We start from the raw sequence: 18,766 nt of genomic DNA on the forward strand, positions 1-18,766 counted from the left end.
CAAGATGGAAGAATTCGATTCCGCCAGCGCTCCGAAGCCGTCGTCGAAGGTGATGACCATCGCGATCGTTGCCGTGCTGACACTCGTCGCCGGCGGCGGCGGTTGGCTGGTCGGCGGCCTGCTCGCACCGCCTCCGCCGAAGGCAGAGGTGGAGGCGACCAGGGAACCGGCCGCCAACGCTACGGGCGAAGAGGGTCTGCCGAAGGTTGCGACCGAAGCGAACGGCGTCGTCCAGCTCGAGCCGATCACCACCAACCTTGCCTATCCCTCGGAAAACTGGGTACGGCTCGAGGTGGCGCTGCAGTTCGACGGCGTGCCCGATCCCAAGCTGGCGGAGCAGATCCACCAGGATATCGCCGCCTATCTGAAGACGGTTTCCCTGCAGCAGATCCAGGGGCCGCGCGGCTTTCAATATCTCCGGGATGACATCCAGGAGCGGGTTGACCTGCGCTCCGATGGGCGCGTAACCAATGTGATGTTCAGAACTTTCGTCATCCAATGATTCGGTAAATGGTCCGGCTTGTCGCCTTCATAGTCGCCATGACGGCGATGTCCGGTATTGCCGGCGCCCAGAGTTTTCCCTCTGATATCCTGAATACGCCGATCGAAGGGTCGGCAGCCTCGTGGATCATCCGCACCTTTGGTCTTCTGACCGTACTGTCGGTGGCCCCGGGCATCCTGATCATGGTCACCAGCTTTCCGCGCTTCGTGATCGCGTTTGCGATCCTGCGCACGGGCATGGGTCTCGCGACCACGCCATCGAACATGATCATGGTTTCGCTGGCACTGTTCATGACCTTCTATGTCATGGGGCCGACCTTCGATCGCGCATGGCGCGACGGCATCGATCCGCTGATGAAGAACCAGATCACCGAGAGCGAGGCGATCCCACGGATCAGCGAGCCGTTCCGCGAGTTCATGCTCGCCAACACCCGCGACAAGGATCTGCAGCTCTTCATCGATATCGCCAAGGAAAAGGGCCAGACGGTCGTCGACGACGACAAGGTCGACCTCAGGGCGGTCGTGCCGGCCTTCATGATCTCGGAAATCCGTCGCGGCTTCGAGATCGGCTTCCTGATCATGCTGCCGTTTCTGGTGATCGACCTGATCGTTGCCACCATCACCATGGCCATGGGCATGATGATGCTGCCGCCAACGGCGATCTCCTTGCCCTTCAAGATCCTGTTCTTCGTGCTGATCGACGGATGGAACCTGCTCGTCGGCAGCCTGGTGCGCTCCTTCAGCTAAATTAAAGATCCGTCATCGAACGTTTGGCGCGCTTGGAAAAGGCGCAAACAAAAAGGCAGCGCCTTGGCACTGCCTTTCCTCGTCCGGATAAGTGTCGGACTGCTTAGCGCTCGAACGAACCGGTCCGCGCCGGCAGGGCCGGAACGTCGATATGACCGGGCGCCAGACCTTTTCTCGCGCGATCAGCCATCATTTCGTAGCCCTGTTCCAGGTGGCGGCAGAAGCGTTCGGAATCGAACAGCGGCATGCGGAACCGGTTTTCCTCCAGTGTTCTGCGGTAGTCGGCGATCTTGCCGCGGTTGTTGTAGAGCGCGACCGCCTCGCGAACATAGTCTTCCGGTCCCGCGGCGACGAGTTCCGGCACGCCGATGGCGTTGAGCAGGCTCTCGCTCACGCGTGAGGCGAAGTTGGTACCCTTGAAGGTCAAGACCGGAAGGCCGGCCCAGAGCTGCTCTGACGTTGTCGTGTGGCCGTTGTAGGGATAGGTGTCGAGGCCGATGTCCGCGACGGGGATGCGGCTGATATGGTCCTGATAGACGACCTTGGGGCATATGATGATGCGCTTGGGGTTGATGCCGGCGCTCTTGAATTTTGCGATGATGTTTGCGCGCGCGTCCGGGCGGCTGCACATCAGCCACAGCACGCTGTCCGGCGTCTGCCGAAGGATCTCGATCCATAGGTTGATCGTCTGCAACGAGATCTTGCGGTTGGCGTTGAACGAGGCGAAGACGAACGCGTCTTCGGGAAGGCCGAGCTGGCGACGCGACATAGGCTGCGGAAGCGGACGGTTGATCGGATCGTTCGGCTGGTAGGTGTCTGGAAGCCTGCAGTATTTCTCGTAGTAATGCGGTTCGCTGCCGTCCGGCAGCACGTGCGGGTCGCCGATGATATAGTCGAGGTCGACGTTGACCGTCGTCCCGGGAAAGCCGAGCCAGCTCACCTGGACGGGAGCCGTCTGCCGGTTGAAGATGTTCACCCGGCTTTCGAGCGTGTGTCCCTTCAGGTCGACGAGAATGTCGATGTTCTCGGCACGGATGACCTCCGCCGCCTGGTCGTCGCTAAGCTCGTTGATGGAAATGATCTTGCCCCACTTTTCGCGGGACCCGTTATCGCGCGCGACGTTGTCGGGCGATGTGTGGCAGAAGAGAGTGATATCGAAACGCGAGCGATCATGTGCCATCAGCACGGCCGCGAGGAGCTTCATGGTCGCGTGGTCGTGCCAGAAGTCGGACGAGACATAGCCGATACGGATGCGCTCACCCCAGCTATGCGGCCGGCTCCGGCGTGCCTTTGCCAGTTCCTCCGGAAGGGCGCGCTGCATGGCTCCGGCGATGTAATTGAGCTTTTCGTCGCCGCACCAGGTGACGTGATAGTAGGGCGCTTCTGCGGCGAGAATGTCGTACTGGCCGAGTTTGAGTGACCGCTGGATATCGCGATCATGCTTCTCGACCTCCGCGTAGTCATTGGCTTCGCGGGCATAGACGAGATAGGCGGAACGCAGCGTCGTGTTCTTGGGATGCGTCTTGAAGAGATTGGCGACTGCCTCGCGGTCCTGCAGGTCGCCGACGTCGGCGGTCAGCAGCTTGAAGGCCAGCGCCTGATGATGACGGTTGCTGCTGGTCGACAGCGGCGCCTTGAACAGGCCGAGTATCTCCTTCTGGTCGCGCTTGAGGAAGATCGAAGCAATGATGAATGCGATCTCCGGATCCGTCTTGGCTTTCTCTAGCAGCGGAAGGCCGATGGCCAGCGCTTCGTCCTCGTGCCCGTTGACGAAATAGAGCTTCATCGCCTCGGTCAGATAGTCCTGCGACCGCGAACCGCCGGCCTCTCCGGCGAGCTGGTAGGCGCGCGCCGCCTCGGGCTTGAAACCGAGTTTCAGGAGCACCTTGGCAAGCAGCACATAGGTCTTCGTATCCCGGTTGATGTTCATCAGGATGTTGAGCTGGTCGAGCGCGTCCGTGTACTGGCCTTTCTGGTATTGCCGGGAAGCGGTCGAGAAGATGGCTTGGGCGTTCACTAGGAGCTCCGTCGAGTGTACAGGCCGGCTCGGGGCGAGACACCCCGATGTCGCAAAGCAGGTCTTACGGGTATCGTAGAGGCGAAACCTTGCCTCAGGCATGACGCCGACGGCCCCTATGAAGCCGTTGTGTCTGTCTCAGGGAGAGCCATCGCGCAGGCTCTGGCCTCAGCCCGGTAAGCTGACTTAAAGCGTTGTTAAGTATAAACTATCTCTCGCCGACCCGGCTCGGTCATTTAAGGAATTCGCAAGCATTGGACTCGATATTCGGCCTCACATGACGGGTTTGGTTTCTTCCGAGATTGTCGTTGGAACCGAGAGGCATGAAGCCGATCCGCCATCACCGGTAGTGTAAACAGTCCGGTATGTCCCCCAATCGTCTTAAGTAAAAAAGGGACACTCTAATGACGAGCATCATGACCAATTCCGCTGCAATGGGCGCTCTTGCTACCCTGCGTTCGATCAACTCGCAGATGGAAACCACCCAGGACCGCATTTCGTCGGGCCTGCGCGTCGGTAGCGCCGCCGACAACGCCGCTTACTGGTCGATCGCAACCACCATGCGTTCGGACAACAAGGCTCTCTCGACCGTTCAGGACGCCCTCGGCCTCGGCGCTGCCAAGACCGACGTTGCCTACACGGCCATGGAAAACTCCAAGGACGTTGTCGACGAGATCAAGAAGAAGCTGGTTGCCGCCAGCGAGCCGGGCGTCGACAAGAGCAAGATCCAGAAGGAAATCAAGGAGCTGCAGAATCAGCTCATCAGCATTGCTAAGTCGGCTTCGTTCTCCGGCGAAAACTGGGTCTACAACGACGCCAACAACACCGCTGCCACCAAGTCGATCGTCGGTTCGTTCAACCGTGACGCCCAGGGCAACGTCAGCCTGACGACGCTGCAGTTCGACACGAACAAGAGCTCGCTGATCGAAGTCAACGCTTCCGGCTCCTACGTCACGAACGGCACGGGTCTGCTGTCCAGCAACATGGAGTACAAGGACGCAACCGGCTCGACGGTGACGGCTACCTACAGCGTCCTGACCATGGACATCACCAACATGACGACCGGTGATCTGGCCGGAGCCATCTCGGGCGTTGACGCAACGCTCTTGCAGATGACCGACGCTGCCGCCGACCTCGGTGCGCTCAACAGCCGCGTCGAACTGCAGAAGAATTTCGTTGAGGACCTCTCGGACTCGATCGAGAAGGGCATCGGCAAGCTCGTCGACGCCGACATGAACGAAGAGTCGACCCGTCTGAAGGCTCTGCAGACGCAGCAGCAGCTCGGCATCCAGGCGCTCACGATCGCCAACTCGAACTCGCAGAACATCCTGTCGCTGTTCCGTTAATCAAGGCCAGACGGCGCGGGTTTCGGCCCGCACCCGACTGCAGAAAATCGAAACCGCGCTTCCAAAGAGGCGCGGTTTTTTGTCGTGCATCTATCGGATGCTGGAACGTTGGGAAAATAATCGCGGCGTCTTAGGCCGGCGTTAACCACAATGGTGTTTGCTGTGTCCATCGAAGGAGCGGGTTAACCAACGATATTAACCGGTTAACAGGCATGAAGCTGACCGCTGCTTCCCGGTAGCTCCCGGAATGTCCCTTTTCACGAGTATTGCCAACAAGGGGCACTCAGCCAATGACCAGCATCATGACGAACACCGCCGCAATGGCCGCGCTTCAGACCCTGCGTTCGATCAACTCGCAGATGGAAACCACCCAGGACCGCATTTCGTCGGGCCTGCGCGTCGGTAGCGCCGCCGACAACGCCGCTTACTGGTCGATCGCAACCACCATGCGTTCGGACAACAAGGCTCTCTCGACCGTTCAGGACGCCCTCGGCCTCGGCGCTGCCAAGACCGACGTTGCCTACACGGCCATGGAAAACTCCAAGGACGTTGTCGACGAGATCAAGAAGAAGCTGGTTGCCGCCAGCGAGCCGGGCGTCGACAAGAGCAAGATCCAGAAGGAAATCAAGGAGCTGCAGAATCAGCTCATCAGCATTGCTAAGTCGGCTTCGTTCTCCGGCGAAAACTGGGTCTACAACGACGCCAACAACACCGCTGCCACCAAGTCGATCGTCGGTTCGTTCAACCGTGACGCCCAGGGCAACGTCAGCCTGACGACGCTGCAGTTCGACACGAACAAGAGCTCGCTGATCGAAGTCAACGCTTCCGGCTCCTACGTCACGAACGGCACGGGTCTGCTGTCCAGCAACATGGAGTACAAGGACGCAACCGGCTCGACGGTGACGGCTACCTACAGCGTCCTGACCATGGACATCACCAACATGACGACCGGTGATCTGGCCGGAGCCATCTCGGGCGTTGACGCAACGCTCTTGCAGATGACCGACGCTGCCGCCGACCTCGGTGCGCTCAACAGCCGCGTCGAACTGCAGAAGAATTTCGTTGAGGACCTCTCGGACTCGATCGAGAAGGGCATCGGCAAGCTCGTCGACGCCGACATGAACGAAGAGTCGACCCGTCTGAAGGCTCTGCAGACGCAGCAGCAGCTCGGCATCCAGGCGCTCACGATCGCCAACTCGAACTCGCAGAACATCCTGTCGCTGTTCCGTTAATCAAGGCCAGGCGGCGCGGGTTTCGGCCCGCGCCCGACCGCAGCAAATCGAAACCGCGCTTCGCAGGAGGCGCGGTTTCCTTTTGGTCGAATCCGGCAGCTTCTATCGAAATATCGGCTCCGCTTCAGTCTTTGTTAACCACGATGGTGTTTTCTGTGGCCAACGAAACGGCGGGTTAATGAACGTTAACAGGCATGAGGCTGACCGCTGCTTCCCGGTAGCTCCCGGAATGTCCCTTCCATTCCAAATCAGCCAACAAGGGGCACTCAGCCAATGACCAGCATCATGACGAACACCGCCGCAATGGCCGCGCTTCAGACCCTGCGTTCGATCAACTCGCAGATGGAAACCACCCAGGACCGCATTTCGTCGGGCCTGCGCGTCGGTAGCGCCGCCGACAACGCCGCTTACTGGTCGATCGCAACCACCATGCGTTCGGACAACAAGGCTCTCTCGACCGTTCAGGACGCCCTCGGCCTCGGCGCTGCCAAGACCGACGTTGCCTACACGGCCATGGAAAACTCCAAGGACGTTGTCGACGAGATCAAGAAGAAGCTGGTTGCCGCCAGCGAGCCGGGCGTCGACAAGAGCAAGATCCAGAAGGAAATCAAGGAGCTGCAGAATCAGCTCATCAGCATTGCTAAGTCGGCTTCGTTCTCCGGCGAAAACTGGGTCTACAACGACGCCAACAACACCGCTGCCACCAAGTCGATCGTCGGTTCGTTCAACCGTGACGCCCAGGGCAACGTCAGCCTGACGACGCTGCAGTTCGACACGAACAAGAGCTCGCTGATCGAAGTCAACGCTTCCGGCTCCTACGTCACGACCGGAACGGGTCTGCTGTCCAGCTACATGGAGTACAAGGACGCAACCGGCTCGACGGTCACGGCTGCCTACAGCGTCCTGACGATGGACATCACCAACATGACCATGGGCGCTCTTGCCGAAGCCATCTCCGGCGTCGACGCAACGCTCCTGCAGATGACCGACGCTGCCGCCGACCTCGGTGCGCTTAACAGCCGTGTCGAGTTGCAGCAGAACTTCGTTCAGGACCTCTCGGACTCGATCGAGAAGGGCGTGGGCCGCCTCGTCGACGCCGACATGAACGAAGAGTCGACCCGCCTGAAGGCTCTGCAGACGCAGCAGCAGCTCGGCATCCAGGCGCTCACGATCGCCAACACCAACTCGCAGAACATCCTGTCGCTGTTCCGCTAAGCGAACGCCAGGGAAAGTCGGGCGACCTTCGCCCCTCTCCTCGCACACAGCGCAAAAGGCCGCACAGCCATCGGGGCTGTGCGGCTTTTTCGTTTCGCGTTCCCGCTTTCCAGGCGCATTTGCGGATGGTGCGATCCGCTTTAACTCTTCATCCGTATTTCCTTATTTTCGTTCACCTTCGTTACCAAGTCACTAACGGCATTAACCATTTGTTAACCATGCAATCATTACATATTGGTTAAGAGCGAAGGGTCGCCTCCAGGGCAAAACAGGGGCGATTCGCATGATGCCAGTCCCATCGCTGCCGGTTCTGCACTCCGGAATGTCTTCAGAAATTCATTCCGGGCAGGTGACCAATGACCAGCATCATGACCAATACCGCCGCCATGGCGGCGCTTCAGACCTTGCGTTCCATCAATACCGATATGGCCGAGGTCCAGGACCGGATTTCCTCCGGCTACCGCGTGCAGACCGCCGCGGACAATGCCGCCTACTGGTCGATCGCCACCACCATGCGGTCCGACAATGCCGCGCTGTCGACCGTCGAAGACGCACTCGGCCTCGGTGCAGCCAAGATCGATACGGCCTACGCGGCGATGAATTCGTCGATCGACGTCGTCAGCGAGATCAAGCGCAAGCTGGTTGCCGCGCGCGAGCCGGGCGTTGACAAGCTTAAGATCGATAAGGAAATCACCGAACTCAAGAACCAGCTCCTGGCTGCGGCTCAGTCCGCATCCTTCTCGAGCGAGAACTGGCTCTACAACGCGAATGCCGCCTCCGTCGGCACCAAGTCGATCGTTGCGTCGTTCAACCGTGATGCGAACGGCAACGTGTCCGTCACGACCCTCGACTTCGACACCGCACAATCCATGCTGATCGACACGGCCAATGCCAGCCGTGGCCTCCTGACCAGAAGCTATGATGCTGCCCTGCTGACCTCGCCGGCCGGAACAACGGGCGTCAGAATCTTCCATCTGATTGGCCCAACCACGGGAACGTCGGATGAAATCAAGCTGACGTCGTCGACCACCGACGCCGAGATGGACGACATGATCCGCGTCGTCGACCACATCCTCGGCCAGTTGACGGATGCCGGCTCCACGCTCGGCGCCATCACCAAGCGCATCGACATGCAGGAAAGCTTCATCGCCAACCTCATGGATACGATCGACAAGGGTGTCGGCCGTCTGGTCGACGCGGACATGAACGAGGAATCGACGCGGTTGAAGGCCCTGCAGACGCAGCAGCAACTCGGCATCCAGGCGCTCTCGATCGCCAACACGAATTCCGAGAACATCCTGCGCCTGTTCCAGCAGTAAGGCGCATCCGTGGACCGGCTGCGACTGACGGATCCACCAAACTGCTTCTGTCACCCGAAGCTTGGTGACGGCAAAAATTGAGTTCTGCCACGTCGTCGGTCACGGCACCCGGTGGAAACGGTTGGACCGCGCTAATTGCCCTGGCGCGGTCCAACACATTCATTTTCGCACAAGTTTGACCGAATAGCCTTCTCTCGCAGTCCTGTCGGATGACTGCCGGCCAAAATGAATCTTGCGCCGCCGCCTGCGTCGGATCGCTCCGGGGACCATGTGTCCGGAACTCGCCGATGTACGTCAAGAATGTTGGGTTCTCCGTATCCGCGGCCGGACCCGAGGGAGACATGTCAGCAGTGCCAGCAGCAATGGAAGTCCGCGCCAGTAGGTGCCGCCTCGCGATCAGACGGGCATTGTCGCATCGCTGTGCTGCCGCGAGTGATCGGTCATGAGTGCGATGCTCTCCCGTTACCTCAAGGATTTCAGCGCGCCGAAGGTCGAGCTGTCGCTGATGCCTCCGAAGTATTTTCCTGACCTGGATAGCGACTATGCCGATGGCGATCGCCCCGGCGCGAGGCCATCCATGCCGGAGATCGACATTGACGCGGAGCGCCGACGGGCCTTCGCAGAGGGCCGCGCCGAGGCGACGGCCGAACTTGTGTTCGAACATGAGCGCCAGATTGCCGACCTGCAGGCGGCCCATGCGGCTGAACTCGCGGCATTGACCCAGCGCCTCGAAGTGGAAACGGCCAGTCGCCTCGCCGAGCGTTTTGCCGACATGGCCGACAGTCTGGTCAGGGCGCTCGGAGATCAGACCGCCCGGGTCCTGGCGCCGGTCATGGAGGACGCCCTCCTGCAGCGCGCCGTCGCCGACATGGCGCAGATGATGAAGCAGGGCCTGGAGGCCGGCGAAGGTTGCACCCTCGTCGTCAAGGGCCCGACCCCACTCTTCGAGGCGCTGAAGCGCCAGCTCGGGGAGGGCATGCCGTTGTTCCGCCACGTCGAAACCGATGACATCGATCTCGCTGTCGAAATGGACGGTACGATCCTGGTGACGCGCATGGCCGCCTGGGCCGATACTGTCCGGAAAGTTCTCGCATGAGCGACGAAAACCATCACAACGGCAAGCATGAGATCATCATCGTCAAGCGTCACAACGGCGGCCATGACGGGCATCACGGCGGCGCGTGGAAGATTGCCTATGCCGACTTCATGACGGCAATGATGGCCTTCTTCCTCGTCATGTGGCTGATCAACGCGGCCAATGAGGAAACGAAGGCGGCGATCGCCTCCTATTTCAATCCGGTGCAATTGACCGACCAGAAGCCTGCCGAGCGCGGCCTGAAGGATCCGGCGAAGGACGCGCAGGGCGAGGAGACGCAGCAGCGCTCCAAGGTCGATGGCGAGCAGGAAAAGTCCGGCGGGTCGGCCAAGACCGGCGACCAGTTGACGGCGACCTCGGGCGAAGAAACCAAGTATTCCGACGCCGACTTCTTCGAGAACCCCTATTCGGTGCTCTCCGAAATCGCCCGCGAGGTCGGCCAGCAGGCCAATATCAGCGTCAAGGGCGAGGGCGGCGCGGCGCAATCCGGGCCGGCAACCGGAGCCGACGGCGGCGAAGCCTATCGTGATCCGTTCGATCCGGACTTCTGGACCAAGCAGGTCGAGGTGTCGGACGCGGGCAATACGACCAAGAGCGACGTCGAACTCGCCGCTGCGAAGGCGATGCAGGCGGGTGGCGCGCCGGCGGTCGACAAGACCGAGAGTGAAAAACAGGCCGAGCAGGCGAAGGCTGACGGCACCGGCAAAACGGCCGAGAGCGATGCCGGCGACAAGCCGAAGACCGAGACCGCCGAGGCGAACGCTGAGAAGCAGGCCGAAGAACTTCAGGCCGAGCTCAAGAAAGAGCTTGCCGGCGAGGCCGGGCAACTGGCGGAAGGCCTGGTCGTAACCCCGGCCGAGGGCGGCCTCATGGTTACGATCAGCGAGCGCACGGATGCGCAGATGTTCGCCGTCGGTTCGGCCGTGCCGCAGAAGGAACTGGTGCTGGCGATGGAAAAGATCGGCCATCTGCTCGCCGAGCGCCCGGGTGCCGTCGCGATCCGCGGCCACACCGACGGTCGCCCGTTCAAGGACGGCACCTATGACAACTGGCGGCTCTCCGCTGCGCGCGCCCAAAGTGCCTATTACATGCTCGTTCGCGGCGGTCTGAAGGAAGACCGCGTCAGCCAGATCAGCGGCTTTGCCGACCGGCGGCTGCAGATCCCCGGTGACCCTTATGCCCCGGGCAACCGGCGCATCGAGATCCTGCTGCAATCGGCTCCGGGTTAAACACGATGCTGAGACGCCTGCGATCGATCCTGATGACCTGCTGCGTGCTGGCGACCCCGTTTGCAATTGGGACCGCACGCGCGAACGATATCGAGGAACTCGCGCCCTTCAAGATGATCCGGTCGCTGCAATATGTGCAGGACTCCGTGGTGCTCGGCGATCACTCCGCGATCGAGATGCAGCGTTTCATGCTCGGCGCGATCGACAAGCGGCTGCGCGCCGCCGACCCGTCGGTATTTCGTGATCCGCGCAACGTCGATGCGGCTCTTGTCTATGCGATGAGCGGCGGTAATCCGGAGACGCTGAAATACCTTTCGGATCATGACGTGGCCGGCAATTTCGATTCCCGCGTCACCGATGCGCTGCGGCAATATCTGAACGGCAAAGGCGGGCTGATCGTCGAGAACCTGTCAAAGGCCGCTCCTGAATATCGAAGCGCCCGCATCGGTCCGTATCTCTATCTCATTCTTGGCAATGCGACGTCGCAGCAGGATCCGATTGCGGCGATGAAATATTACGACTGGGCGCGCTTGACGGCTCCGGGCACGATCATCGAGGAGGCGGCCTTGCGCCGCTCCGTGTTCCTTGCGGTGCAGGCCAACGCGCCGGACAAGGGCTTCCACTACGCGCTGACCTATGCGCGCCGCTACCTGACGTCTCCCTATGCCAGCCAGTTCGCCGACGTCTTCGTCGAGCTTGCCGTCGCGCATTTCGACGGCGAGGCCCAGGGACGGATTTCCGAGATCCTCGACTTCATGGACGCGCCGCGCCAGCGCGAGGTCTATCTGCGTGTCGCCCGTCGCGCGGCGATCGCCGGCAAGCAGGCCCTGGCGAAGCTGGCTTCCGAGCGGGCCGAAGCGCTCGGGGCGGACGGGGCAGCGCAACCGAAAGTGCTTGCCGGTTTTTATGCCGGACTGGCGTCCGTTCCCTCGAATGATGTTTTTGCCGCAACGGCAAGCATAGCGGCAATACCGGACGCGGAGCTTTCGCCACGCGACCGCGCGCTGCGTGACGCTGCAAAGGCGATTGCAGATGCGGTGGTGCGGCCACCGGATGCCGAAAGCCTCGCGCAAGCGTTTGCGTCTAAACCCGATAGACCGATCGAAGCCGATGGCTCGGAAACGGGCGAGGAGACCGGCAGCGGCCTGAGCCCCTTCGGCAATGCGCCGCTCCCGGTGGCGGCAACCGAAAGGGCGGCGGAAGTCGACGCCGGTGCGGCCGGCGATCCCGAACACGACGGGTTCGTGGTGAAGGGGAGGTCAAAGATCGAAGAGATCGATGCCCTTCTGAAGGGAGAAGGGAAATGAGGGCTCTGGACGATAGCCTGCGCGGTCTGCCCCCGGCCCCGGCCGGCAAGGGCAATGGGCGTGCCGGCGGCAAGGAGCAGGTGGGTGGCGCCTTGGGCAGGGCCTTCGAGGATGCCGTGGCGAACGCTGGACGGCAGAAGGCGAATGATCAGGCCAGCGCGGGCAACGGCTTCGGCGACACCGCCGCCGGCGATGACGCGGAGACCGGAGGCTTGATCGACAAGGACAACATTGCCAAGACCACCGGCCGGCACGGTGCAGCCACGCGCAGCATTGCCATCGGTCGCGACGAGCAGGCACTTGGCGAACACACGCCCCATGGTCGTTTTCCAACCGCTGAACGTGACGTCAGCGCAAGGCGCGTGGCGGGCAAGGCCGATCCGGCCAAGGCGAATGCTGATCCGATTGGTATGAGCAACGCGACCGTCCCGGACGAGCTCGCAGCGCGTATCGCGGACCTTGCGGACCGGCTGGCAAAGGCGCAGGCAAACGGCGAGGCGACGGCTGGGGCCGACGCAGACACGACAGACGGCGAGGCCGGGGAAACCACGTCGACGCCGAAGACGGATATGGACGACCTGTTGACGCTGCTTGGCGGCGGCCAGGCAATCGGGCAGGCGCCCGGCGAAACGGGCAGGACCGGCCGTCAGGCAGCGGGTGGTGCGGGAGAAGCTGCCGGCACGCATGTCGCGGGAACTGGCGAGCACGGCGCGAAGCCCGAAGCTGCGGCAGGCGAGGGCGAGCCGGATCGGCTCTTCCGTTTCGCCCGGGCCGACGGCAAGGGGCAGGCGGTAACCATGAGCCTTTCGAAGGATGGAGAGGCGGCGTTCGACGGCACCCGTTCGCAGGCTGCCAAGGCTGAGAACGTCACGGTGCTCGAGGCTCGACGCTATCTGGGCATCTCGATGAATCCGAACACGAGCGCCGTGGCGGACGCAATCGCAGGCGAAGCCGGCACCAGCGCCTTGCAGCCGAGCGCGGCACTCGGCCAGCCGGGCGCATGGACCCAGGCGGGCAAGACGCTGAACACGTTGAAGATCCAGCTTCATCCGATCGAACTCGGTCTCGTCACCGCCACGCTGAAGCTCAAGGACGACGAATTGCAGGTCGAGCTGAAGGTCGAGACCGGCGAAGCGTTCAGACAGTTGTGCGACGACCAGAGCGAGATGGTGAAGGCCCTGCGCGCCCAGGGCTTCTCGGTCGATCAGGTCAATATCGTGTTCAATTCGGGCGGCGACACGTCGTCGGGCGGCGGCTCGCAGACCCAGGCCCAGGCCCAACCCGGGCAGCAGGGACGCGAGCGGGCCGACGGGAACGGTCAGGGGCGCCAGCAGCGACAGGAAGACGGCCAGGCTTCGATGGCGGAAAGGTGGGTTGGCAATGGCGGGACGGACGATGCGGCTGCCGGCACTGAGCGCTCTCGCGCTGGTCACGTCTACATGTAGTGCCTTCGCCAACGCCGGCATCTGTGAACGCGAGATCGTCAGCGCGGCGGCGAAGTACGGCATCCCTGCCGGAATCCTCTACTCCGTCGGGTTGACCGAAACGGGCCGCAAAGGCTCCCTGCAGCCCTATGCTATGAACATCGAAGGCAAGGCCTATTTCGGCACCAGCGAACAGGATGTTCTCACGCAGTTCGGCAATGCCCGTGCGCAGGGCGCCAAGCTCATCGATCTTGGCTGCATGCAGATCAACTACTACTTCCATGGCGAGCACTTCAGCTCGCCGCAGGAGATGCTTGACCCGCACAAGAATGTCGAATATGCCGCGCGCTTCCTGGCCAACCTGCACGCCAAGCATGAGACTTGGACCATGGCTGTTGCTCGCTACCATGCGGGTCCGAACAACGATCCGGCGCAGAAGAAATACGTCTGTCGGGTGATCGCGAATCTCGTCGCGACGGGCTACGGAAAGTGGACGCCGAACGCCACTCAGTTCTGCCAATAAGCAACCTTTGATTGTATTCTTGATGCCAATGCCGCATTGTGGCGACAATGCGTGGACAATGTGGCGGCAAGTGGATTTGTCGTGGTCCGTTAACTTTTCCACATCATTTTAGTGCCAACATTGGCGGGGTGCTACTAGATATAGATCAAATCGGCAAAACATGGTTAATCAATTATTAATTCCACCCAGTAACTTCCTCTAGTTGTTCATGAATCCCTCGATTCGTACCTCTCGATCAGTGCGGTGCCATACTGATTCGGAGGCGGACGAATGATCGTAGTGGTTGATGAAAGAGAGCTCGTTAAGGACGGCTATACGTCGCTCTTCGGGCGTGAAGGAATTCCCTCGACGGGTTTCGACCCCAGGGAGTTTGGCGAGTGGGTAAATGCGGCGGCTGATTCGGATATCGATGCCGTCGAGGCGTTCCTCATCGGTCAGGGCGACGCCACCTTCACCTTGCCTCGCGCCATCCGCGATCGCTCCATGGCTCCGGTCATCGCCGTCAGCGACACCCCCTCGCTCGAAAACACGCTTGCGCTCTTCGATTGCGGCGTCGATGACGTCGTGCGCAAGCCGGTTCACCCCCGTGAAATTCTTGCTCGCGTCGCTGCGATCCGCCGGCGCCTGAAGGCAATCACCAACTACACCGACATCGGTCCGATCCGTGTTTTTGCCGACGGCCGTGATCCGGAGATCAACGGTGAAGTCTTCGCTTTGCCCCGCCGCGAACGGCGCATTCTCGAATATTTGGTCGCGAACCGCGGCCGCCGCGTATCCAAATCGCAGATCTTCAACGCGATCTACGGGATCTTCGACGAGGACGTGGAAGAGAACGTCGTCGAGAGTCACATCAGCAAGCTGCGCAAGAAACTGCGCAAGAAGCTCGGTTTCGACCCGATCGATTCCAAGCGTTTCCTTGGCTACTGCATCGATTGGAATTGAGCGCCGTGCCGGAGAGCGGGCGCCGAGCCAAGACAGGTTCACGCAAGGCCCGCTTCCTAGTGTCGCCGCAACGAGGAAATGAGGATCCGATATGAGTCTCTATGGCAGCATGAGAACGGGCGTGTCCGGTATGAACGCCCAGTCCAACCGTCTGGGCACCGTTGCCGAAAACATCGCGAATGCGAACACGACGGGCTACAAGCGCGCCTCCACCGAGTTTTCGTCGATGATCCTGCCTTCGGGCGGCGGCAACTACAATTCCGGCGGCGTCGAGACGCAGGTGCGCTACAGCATCTCGCAGCAGGGCGGCACGAGCTACACGACCTCGGCAAGTGACCTCGCCATCAATGGCGGCGGCTTTTTCATCGTCCAGGGCAGTGGCGGCCAGAATTTCCTCACGCGTGCCGGCTCCTTCGTGCCGGACAAGGACGGCAACCTCGTCAACACCGCCGGCTACAAGCTGATGGGTTACGAATACAAGGCCGGCGCCGACCCGACGGTCGTCGTCAACGGCTTCGATGGCTTGACCGAAGTCAAGCTCAAGGACGAAGGCCTGGTCGCCTCCGGCTCGACCAAGGGCGCGATGGAAGCAAACCTTCCGTCGGGCGCGGCGGTCGGCGATGAATCGAAAACGTCGCTCGTCGTCTATGACAGTCAGGGCAACACCCGCATCCTCGATTTCGTCTACAAGAAGACCGGTGTGAACGCCTGGTCGCTCGAAGTCCGTGACCGCGACACCTATTCGGCAGGTCCTCCGGTAGCCGGTGTGCTCGGCACGCAGACCATGACCTTCGATGCGGCCGGCAAGCGCATTTCGGCAACGCCTGCGACGCTGACGACGACCGCTATCACGGGTCTTCCTGGCACGGGCGCCGACCTGAACGCCCTGACGATCGACACGACGAAGACGACCCAGCTCGGCGGCGACTTCACCAGCAGCGGCGGCGGCATCGACGGCAGCAAGCCGAGCAAGATGTCGGGCTTCGAGATCGACAAGGACGGCATCGTCTACGTCAAGTACGGCGACGGCAACCTGATTCCGAAGTTCCGTATCGCGCTTGCGACCGTGCAGAGCCCGGACAAACTCCTGCCGGAGTCGGGCAATGTCTACTCGCAGGGCACCGATTCCGGCGTCATCGTCACCGGTTTTGCCGGCTCCGGCGCCTTCGGCAGCATCCAGTCCAAGGCGCTCGAAAACTCCAACGTCGACATCGCCAACGAACTGACCTCGATGATCGAGGCGCAGCGCAACTACACGGCAAACTCCAAGGTATTCCAGACCGCCTCGGACCTGCTTGACGTGCTGGTCAACCTGAAACGGTAATTGAAAGAGATACGGTCCGCGTCATGTCGCTGTCCTCCGCAATATCCATCGCACAGCAGGCCTTCAGCAACACGGCGCAGCAGACCGCGATCGTGTCGAAGAACATCGCGAATGCGGGCAATGCGGATTATTCGCGTCGTCTCGCCCTCTTGGGCAGCACGCCGAACGGGGCGCAGGTCGTATCCATTTACCGGGCCCAGAACGAGGCCCTGCTCAAGCAGAGCATCGCCAGCATTGGCGAAGCCTCGGGCCAGGCCCGGCTTCGCGATGGGCTGGAACTCCTGAAGTCGGCGCTCGGCGGCAACGACTACGAGACTGCGCCGTCCAAGCTGCTCTCCGATTTCCGCAACAGCCTGCAGACCTTTGCCGCGACGCCGGGGAACAAGACGATCGCCGCCACGGCGGTCTCCGACGCGCAGGATCTCGCCGACTCGCTCAACAAGACCTCCACCACGGTGCAGGATCTGCGCAAGGATGCCGACAAGGAGATCGCGATTGAAGTCGACAAGCTGAATAGCTTGCTGGCGGATTTCGAGAAGGCCAACAACGCCGTCAAGTCGGCGAGGGCCCAAGGCGGTGACGCCAGCGACGCGCTCGACCAGCGCGACAAGATCCTGAAGCAGGTGTCGGAGATCATCGGCATCTCCACCGTCACGCGCGGCAACAACGACACGGTGATCTTCACCACCGACGGCACGGTGCTTTTCGAGAACATTCCGCGTCAGGTCACGTTCGCTCCGACCACGACCTATGACGCCACCGTCACCGGAAACAAGATTTTCGTCGACGGGGTGCCGATCGCAGCCGGAAGCGGCGCCGATACCACCGCCAAAGGCAAGCTCGCAAGCTTGGTGCAGTTGCGCGACGACATCGCGCCGAAGTTTCAGTCGCAGCTGGACGAAATCGCGCGCGGCCTGGTGGAGCTCTTCAAGGAAGGCAATCCGCCGGCGATAGCCTATCAGCCCGGCCTGTTCACCTGGGGCAGCGCCGGCATTCCGGCCGCGGGCACCGTCGTCCCCGGACTGGCGTCGAAGATCACCGTCAACGCCATGGCAAAGGCGAACCCGCTGCTGCTGCGTGACGGCGGCTTCAACGGTGTGGTCTCGAACCCGGGCGGCGCCGCAAACCCGAGCCCCGGCTATACCGATCTGCTCGATGGGTTCATCAACAAGATGGGCGAGAACATGTCGTTCGACCCGTCCACCGGCCTCGACAGCAACAGCAGCCTTTTGAACTTCGCGACCGGCTCGGTAGGCTGGCTCGAGCAGACGCGCAAGACCGCCTCGACCGCGGACGACAACAAGCAGGCAATGCTGGCCCGCACCCAGGAAGCACTCAGCAAAGAGACGGGGGTCAGCATCGACGAAGAGCTGTCGCTGCTGCTCGATCTCGAACAGTCATACAAAGCATCGGCCAAGCTGGTCAGCACAGTGGATGCCATGATGGCAGCCCTTATGGAAGCCGTGAGGTAATCATGAAGACGTCCTACGTTTCTAATCTGGCGATCCAGAGCGCTATGCGCCTGACGATCCAGCAGAATCAGTCGGAGCTGCTCAAACTCACCCAGGAGCAGACCACCGGACGCCATTATGACGTTGGCCTGGCGCTTGGCGCGACGGCGTCGCGCTCGCTCAACCTACAGCGCGAACTGGACCGGCTGAACTCGATGAAGACCACGAACTCGGTGGTGACCCAGCGCCTCTCCGGTTCGCAGGGTGCGCTCGAGACCATGGCGAAGGCCGCGGAAAAGGTGCGCGACACGCTCGTCACCTACAAGGGCAACGATGCTGCCAGCCAGTTGAAGATCCAGAAGACCGAGATCATGGGCGCGCTGCAGACCTTTACCGCTGCCGCCAATACGTCCTTCAACGGCGAGTTCCTGTTCTCGGGCATCAACACCGATGCCAAGCCGGTTGCCGACTACAGCACGACACCGCCGTCGGCCGCCAAGACGGCTTTCGACAACGCCCTCTCGAGCTTCATGGCCGCCCAGGTTCCGCCCCTGACCGGCATGGACCAGTTCTCCGTCACGCAGATGCAGGACTTCATCAAGAACACGGTCGAACCGATGTTTACCGGACCGGGCTGGGATGCCAACTGGTCCGACGCTTCGAACCAGAACATGACGAGCCGGATCAGCGCCAGCGAAGTCGTCGAAAGCTCGACCAACGCCAATACCAGCGGCTTCCGGATGTTCGCGCTGGCAAGCGTGATCTCCGCCGAACTGATGGACCAGAATGTAACGCCCGAGGTGCGCGCGGCCATCGGCGTCGCCGCGCTCGACTATGCGGAGCAGGGCATCGCCGGCCTGAACGCCGAGCGTAGCTCGCTTGGTATCTCCGAGGCGCGTGTCAAGAAGGCGAACACCTCCATCGAAGCGCAGCTCAAGCTCGTCAACACGCATGTCGCCGACATCGAGGGCGTCGATCCGATCGAGACATCGACCCGGATCAACACGCTGAAGGTGCAGTTGGAAACGTCCTATACACTAACGTCGCGACTGCAGCAGATGAGCTTGCTTAATTTCCTCTAATATGGGGAACC

General features: G+C 61.4%; 16 protein-coding genes. 15 read left to right on the forward strand and 1 reads right to left on the reverse strand.

Features of this window, described 5'->3' with window-relative positions; genetic code table 11:
* Nucleotides 1-4 precede the first annotated feature (4 nt).
* Nucleotides 5-502 (forward strand): flagellar basal body-associated FliL family protein, encoded by a 498-nt coding sequence (locus tag BHMPCIPO_RS04200; RefSeq protein ID WP_173515603.1) that lies wholly within the window; start codon nt 5-7, stop codon nt 500-502.
* An 8-nt stretch (nt 503-510) separates the two neighbouring features.
* Nucleotides 511-1,248, forward strand: coding sequence for a flagellar type III secretion system pore protein FliP (fliP, locus tag BHMPCIPO_RS04205; RefSeq protein WP_173515604.1), 738 nt, complete (start codon nt 511-513; stop codon nt 1,246-1,248).
* A gap of 103 nt (nt 1,249-1,351) precedes the next feature.
* Here the strand turns inward: fliP and BHMPCIPO_RS04210 are convergent, their stop codons facing one another.
* Nucleotides 1,352-3,265 (reverse strand): O-linked N-acetylglucosamine transferase, SPINDLY family protein, encoded by a 1,914-nt coding sequence (locus BHMPCIPO_RS04210; protein ID WP_247958109.1) that lies wholly within the window; start codon nt 3,263-3,265, stop codon nt 1,352-1,354.
* A gap of 404 nt (nt 3,266-3,669) precedes the next feature.
* Here BHMPCIPO_RS04210 and BHMPCIPO_RS04215 point away from each other — a divergent pair, with 404 nt between their 5' ends.
* From BHMPCIPO_RS04215 to BHMPCIPO_RS04275, 13 genes are all read left to right on the forward strand, one after another.
* Complete coding sequence (locus BHMPCIPO_RS04215) at nt 3,670-4,611, forward strand: flagellin N-terminal helical domain-containing protein (protein WP_173515606.1); 942 nt, start codon at nt 3,670-3,672, stop codon at nt 4,609-4,611.
* A 290-nt stretch (nt 4,612-4,901) separates the two neighbouring features.
* A complete protein-coding gene (locus BHMPCIPO_RS04220) occupies nt 4,902-5,843 on the forward strand; it encodes a flagellin N-terminal helical domain-containing protein (RefSeq protein ID WP_173515607.1) in 942 nt (313 codons plus the stop codon).
* A gap of 273 nt (nt 5,844-6,116) precedes the next feature.
* Nucleotides 6,117-7,058, forward strand: a complete 942-nt coding sequence (locus BHMPCIPO_RS04225) for a flagellin N-terminal helical domain-containing protein (RefSeq protein WP_173515608.1) — start codon at nt 6,117-6,119, stop codon at nt 7,056-7,058.
* Nucleotides 7,059-7,414: 356 nt separating this feature from the next.
* Nucleotides 7,415-8,377 (forward strand): flagellin N-terminal helical domain-containing protein, encoded by a 963-nt coding sequence (locus BHMPCIPO_RS04230; RefSeq protein WP_173515609.1) that lies wholly within the window; start codon nt 7,415-7,417, stop codon nt 8,375-8,377.
* Nucleotides 8,378-8,819: 442 nt separating this feature from the next.
* Nucleotides 8,820-9,473 (forward strand): hypothetical protein, encoded by a 654-nt coding sequence (locus BHMPCIPO_RS04235; protein WP_173515610.1) that lies wholly within the window; start codon nt 8,820-8,822, stop codon nt 9,471-9,473.
* Nucleotides 9,470-10,702, forward strand: a complete 1,233-nt coding sequence (locus BHMPCIPO_RS04240) for a MotB family protein (protein WP_173515611.1) — start codon at nt 9,470-9,472, stop codon at nt 10,700-10,702. Before BHMPCIPO_RS04235 ends, BHMPCIPO_RS04240 begins: the two co-directional genes overlap by 4 nt.
* Nucleotides 10,703-10,707: 5 nt before the next feature.
* The gene (motC, locus tag BHMPCIPO_RS04245; RefSeq protein WP_173515612.1) at nt 10,708-12,009 is read left to right on the forward strand and encodes a chemotaxis protein MotC; all 1,302 of its coding nucleotides are present in this window, start codon (nt 10,708-10,710) and stop codon (nt 12,007-12,009) included.
* The gene (fliK, locus tag BHMPCIPO_RS04250) at nt 12,006-13,454 is read left to right on the forward strand and encodes a flagellar hook-length control protein FliK (RefSeq protein ID WP_173515613.1); all 1,449 of its coding nucleotides are present in this window, start codon (nt 12,006-12,008) and stop codon (nt 13,452-13,454) included. Before motC ends, fliK begins: the two co-directional genes overlap by 4 nt.
* Nucleotides 13,405-13,956: a transglycosylase SLT domain-containing protein gene (locus tag BHMPCIPO_RS04255; protein WP_173518078.1), complete on the forward strand. Its 552-nt coding sequence runs from the start codon at nt 13,405-13,407 to the stop codon at nt 13,954-13,956. The genes fliK and BHMPCIPO_RS04255 overlap by 50 nt, the downstream gene beginning before the upstream one ends.
* Before the next feature lie 270 nt (nt 13,957-14,226).
* Nucleotides 14,227-14,898, forward strand: a complete 672-nt coding sequence (gene rem, locus BHMPCIPO_RS04260) for a transcriptional activator Rem (RefSeq protein ID WP_173515614.1) — start codon at nt 14,227-14,229, stop codon at nt 14,896-14,898.
* A gap of 91 nt (nt 14,899-14,989) precedes the next feature.
* Nucleotides 14,990-16,222, forward strand: a complete 1,233-nt coding sequence (locus BHMPCIPO_RS04265) for a flagellar hook protein FlgE (RefSeq protein ID WP_173515615.1) — start codon at nt 14,990-14,992, stop codon at nt 16,220-16,222.
* Nucleotides 16,223-16,245: 23 nt separating this feature from the next.
* A complete protein-coding gene (gene flgK, locus BHMPCIPO_RS04270) occupies nt 16,246-17,694 on the forward strand; it encodes a flagellar hook-associated protein FlgK (RefSeq protein ID WP_173515616.1) in 1,449 nt (482 codons plus the stop codon).
* A 2-nt stretch (nt 17,695-17,696) separates the two neighbouring features.
* Nucleotides 17,697-18,755 (forward strand): flagellar hook-associated family protein, encoded by a 1,059-nt coding sequence (locus BHMPCIPO_RS04275; RefSeq protein ID WP_173515617.1) that lies wholly within the window; start codon nt 17,697-17,699, stop codon nt 18,753-18,755.
* Nucleotides 18,756-18,766: the final 11 nt, after the last annotated feature.

Source organism: Ensifer sesbaniae (assembly GCF_013283665.1).
Taxonomy (GTDB): Bacteria; Pseudomonadota; Alphaproteobacteria; order Rhizobiales; family Rhizobiaceae; genus Ensifer; species Ensifer sesbaniae.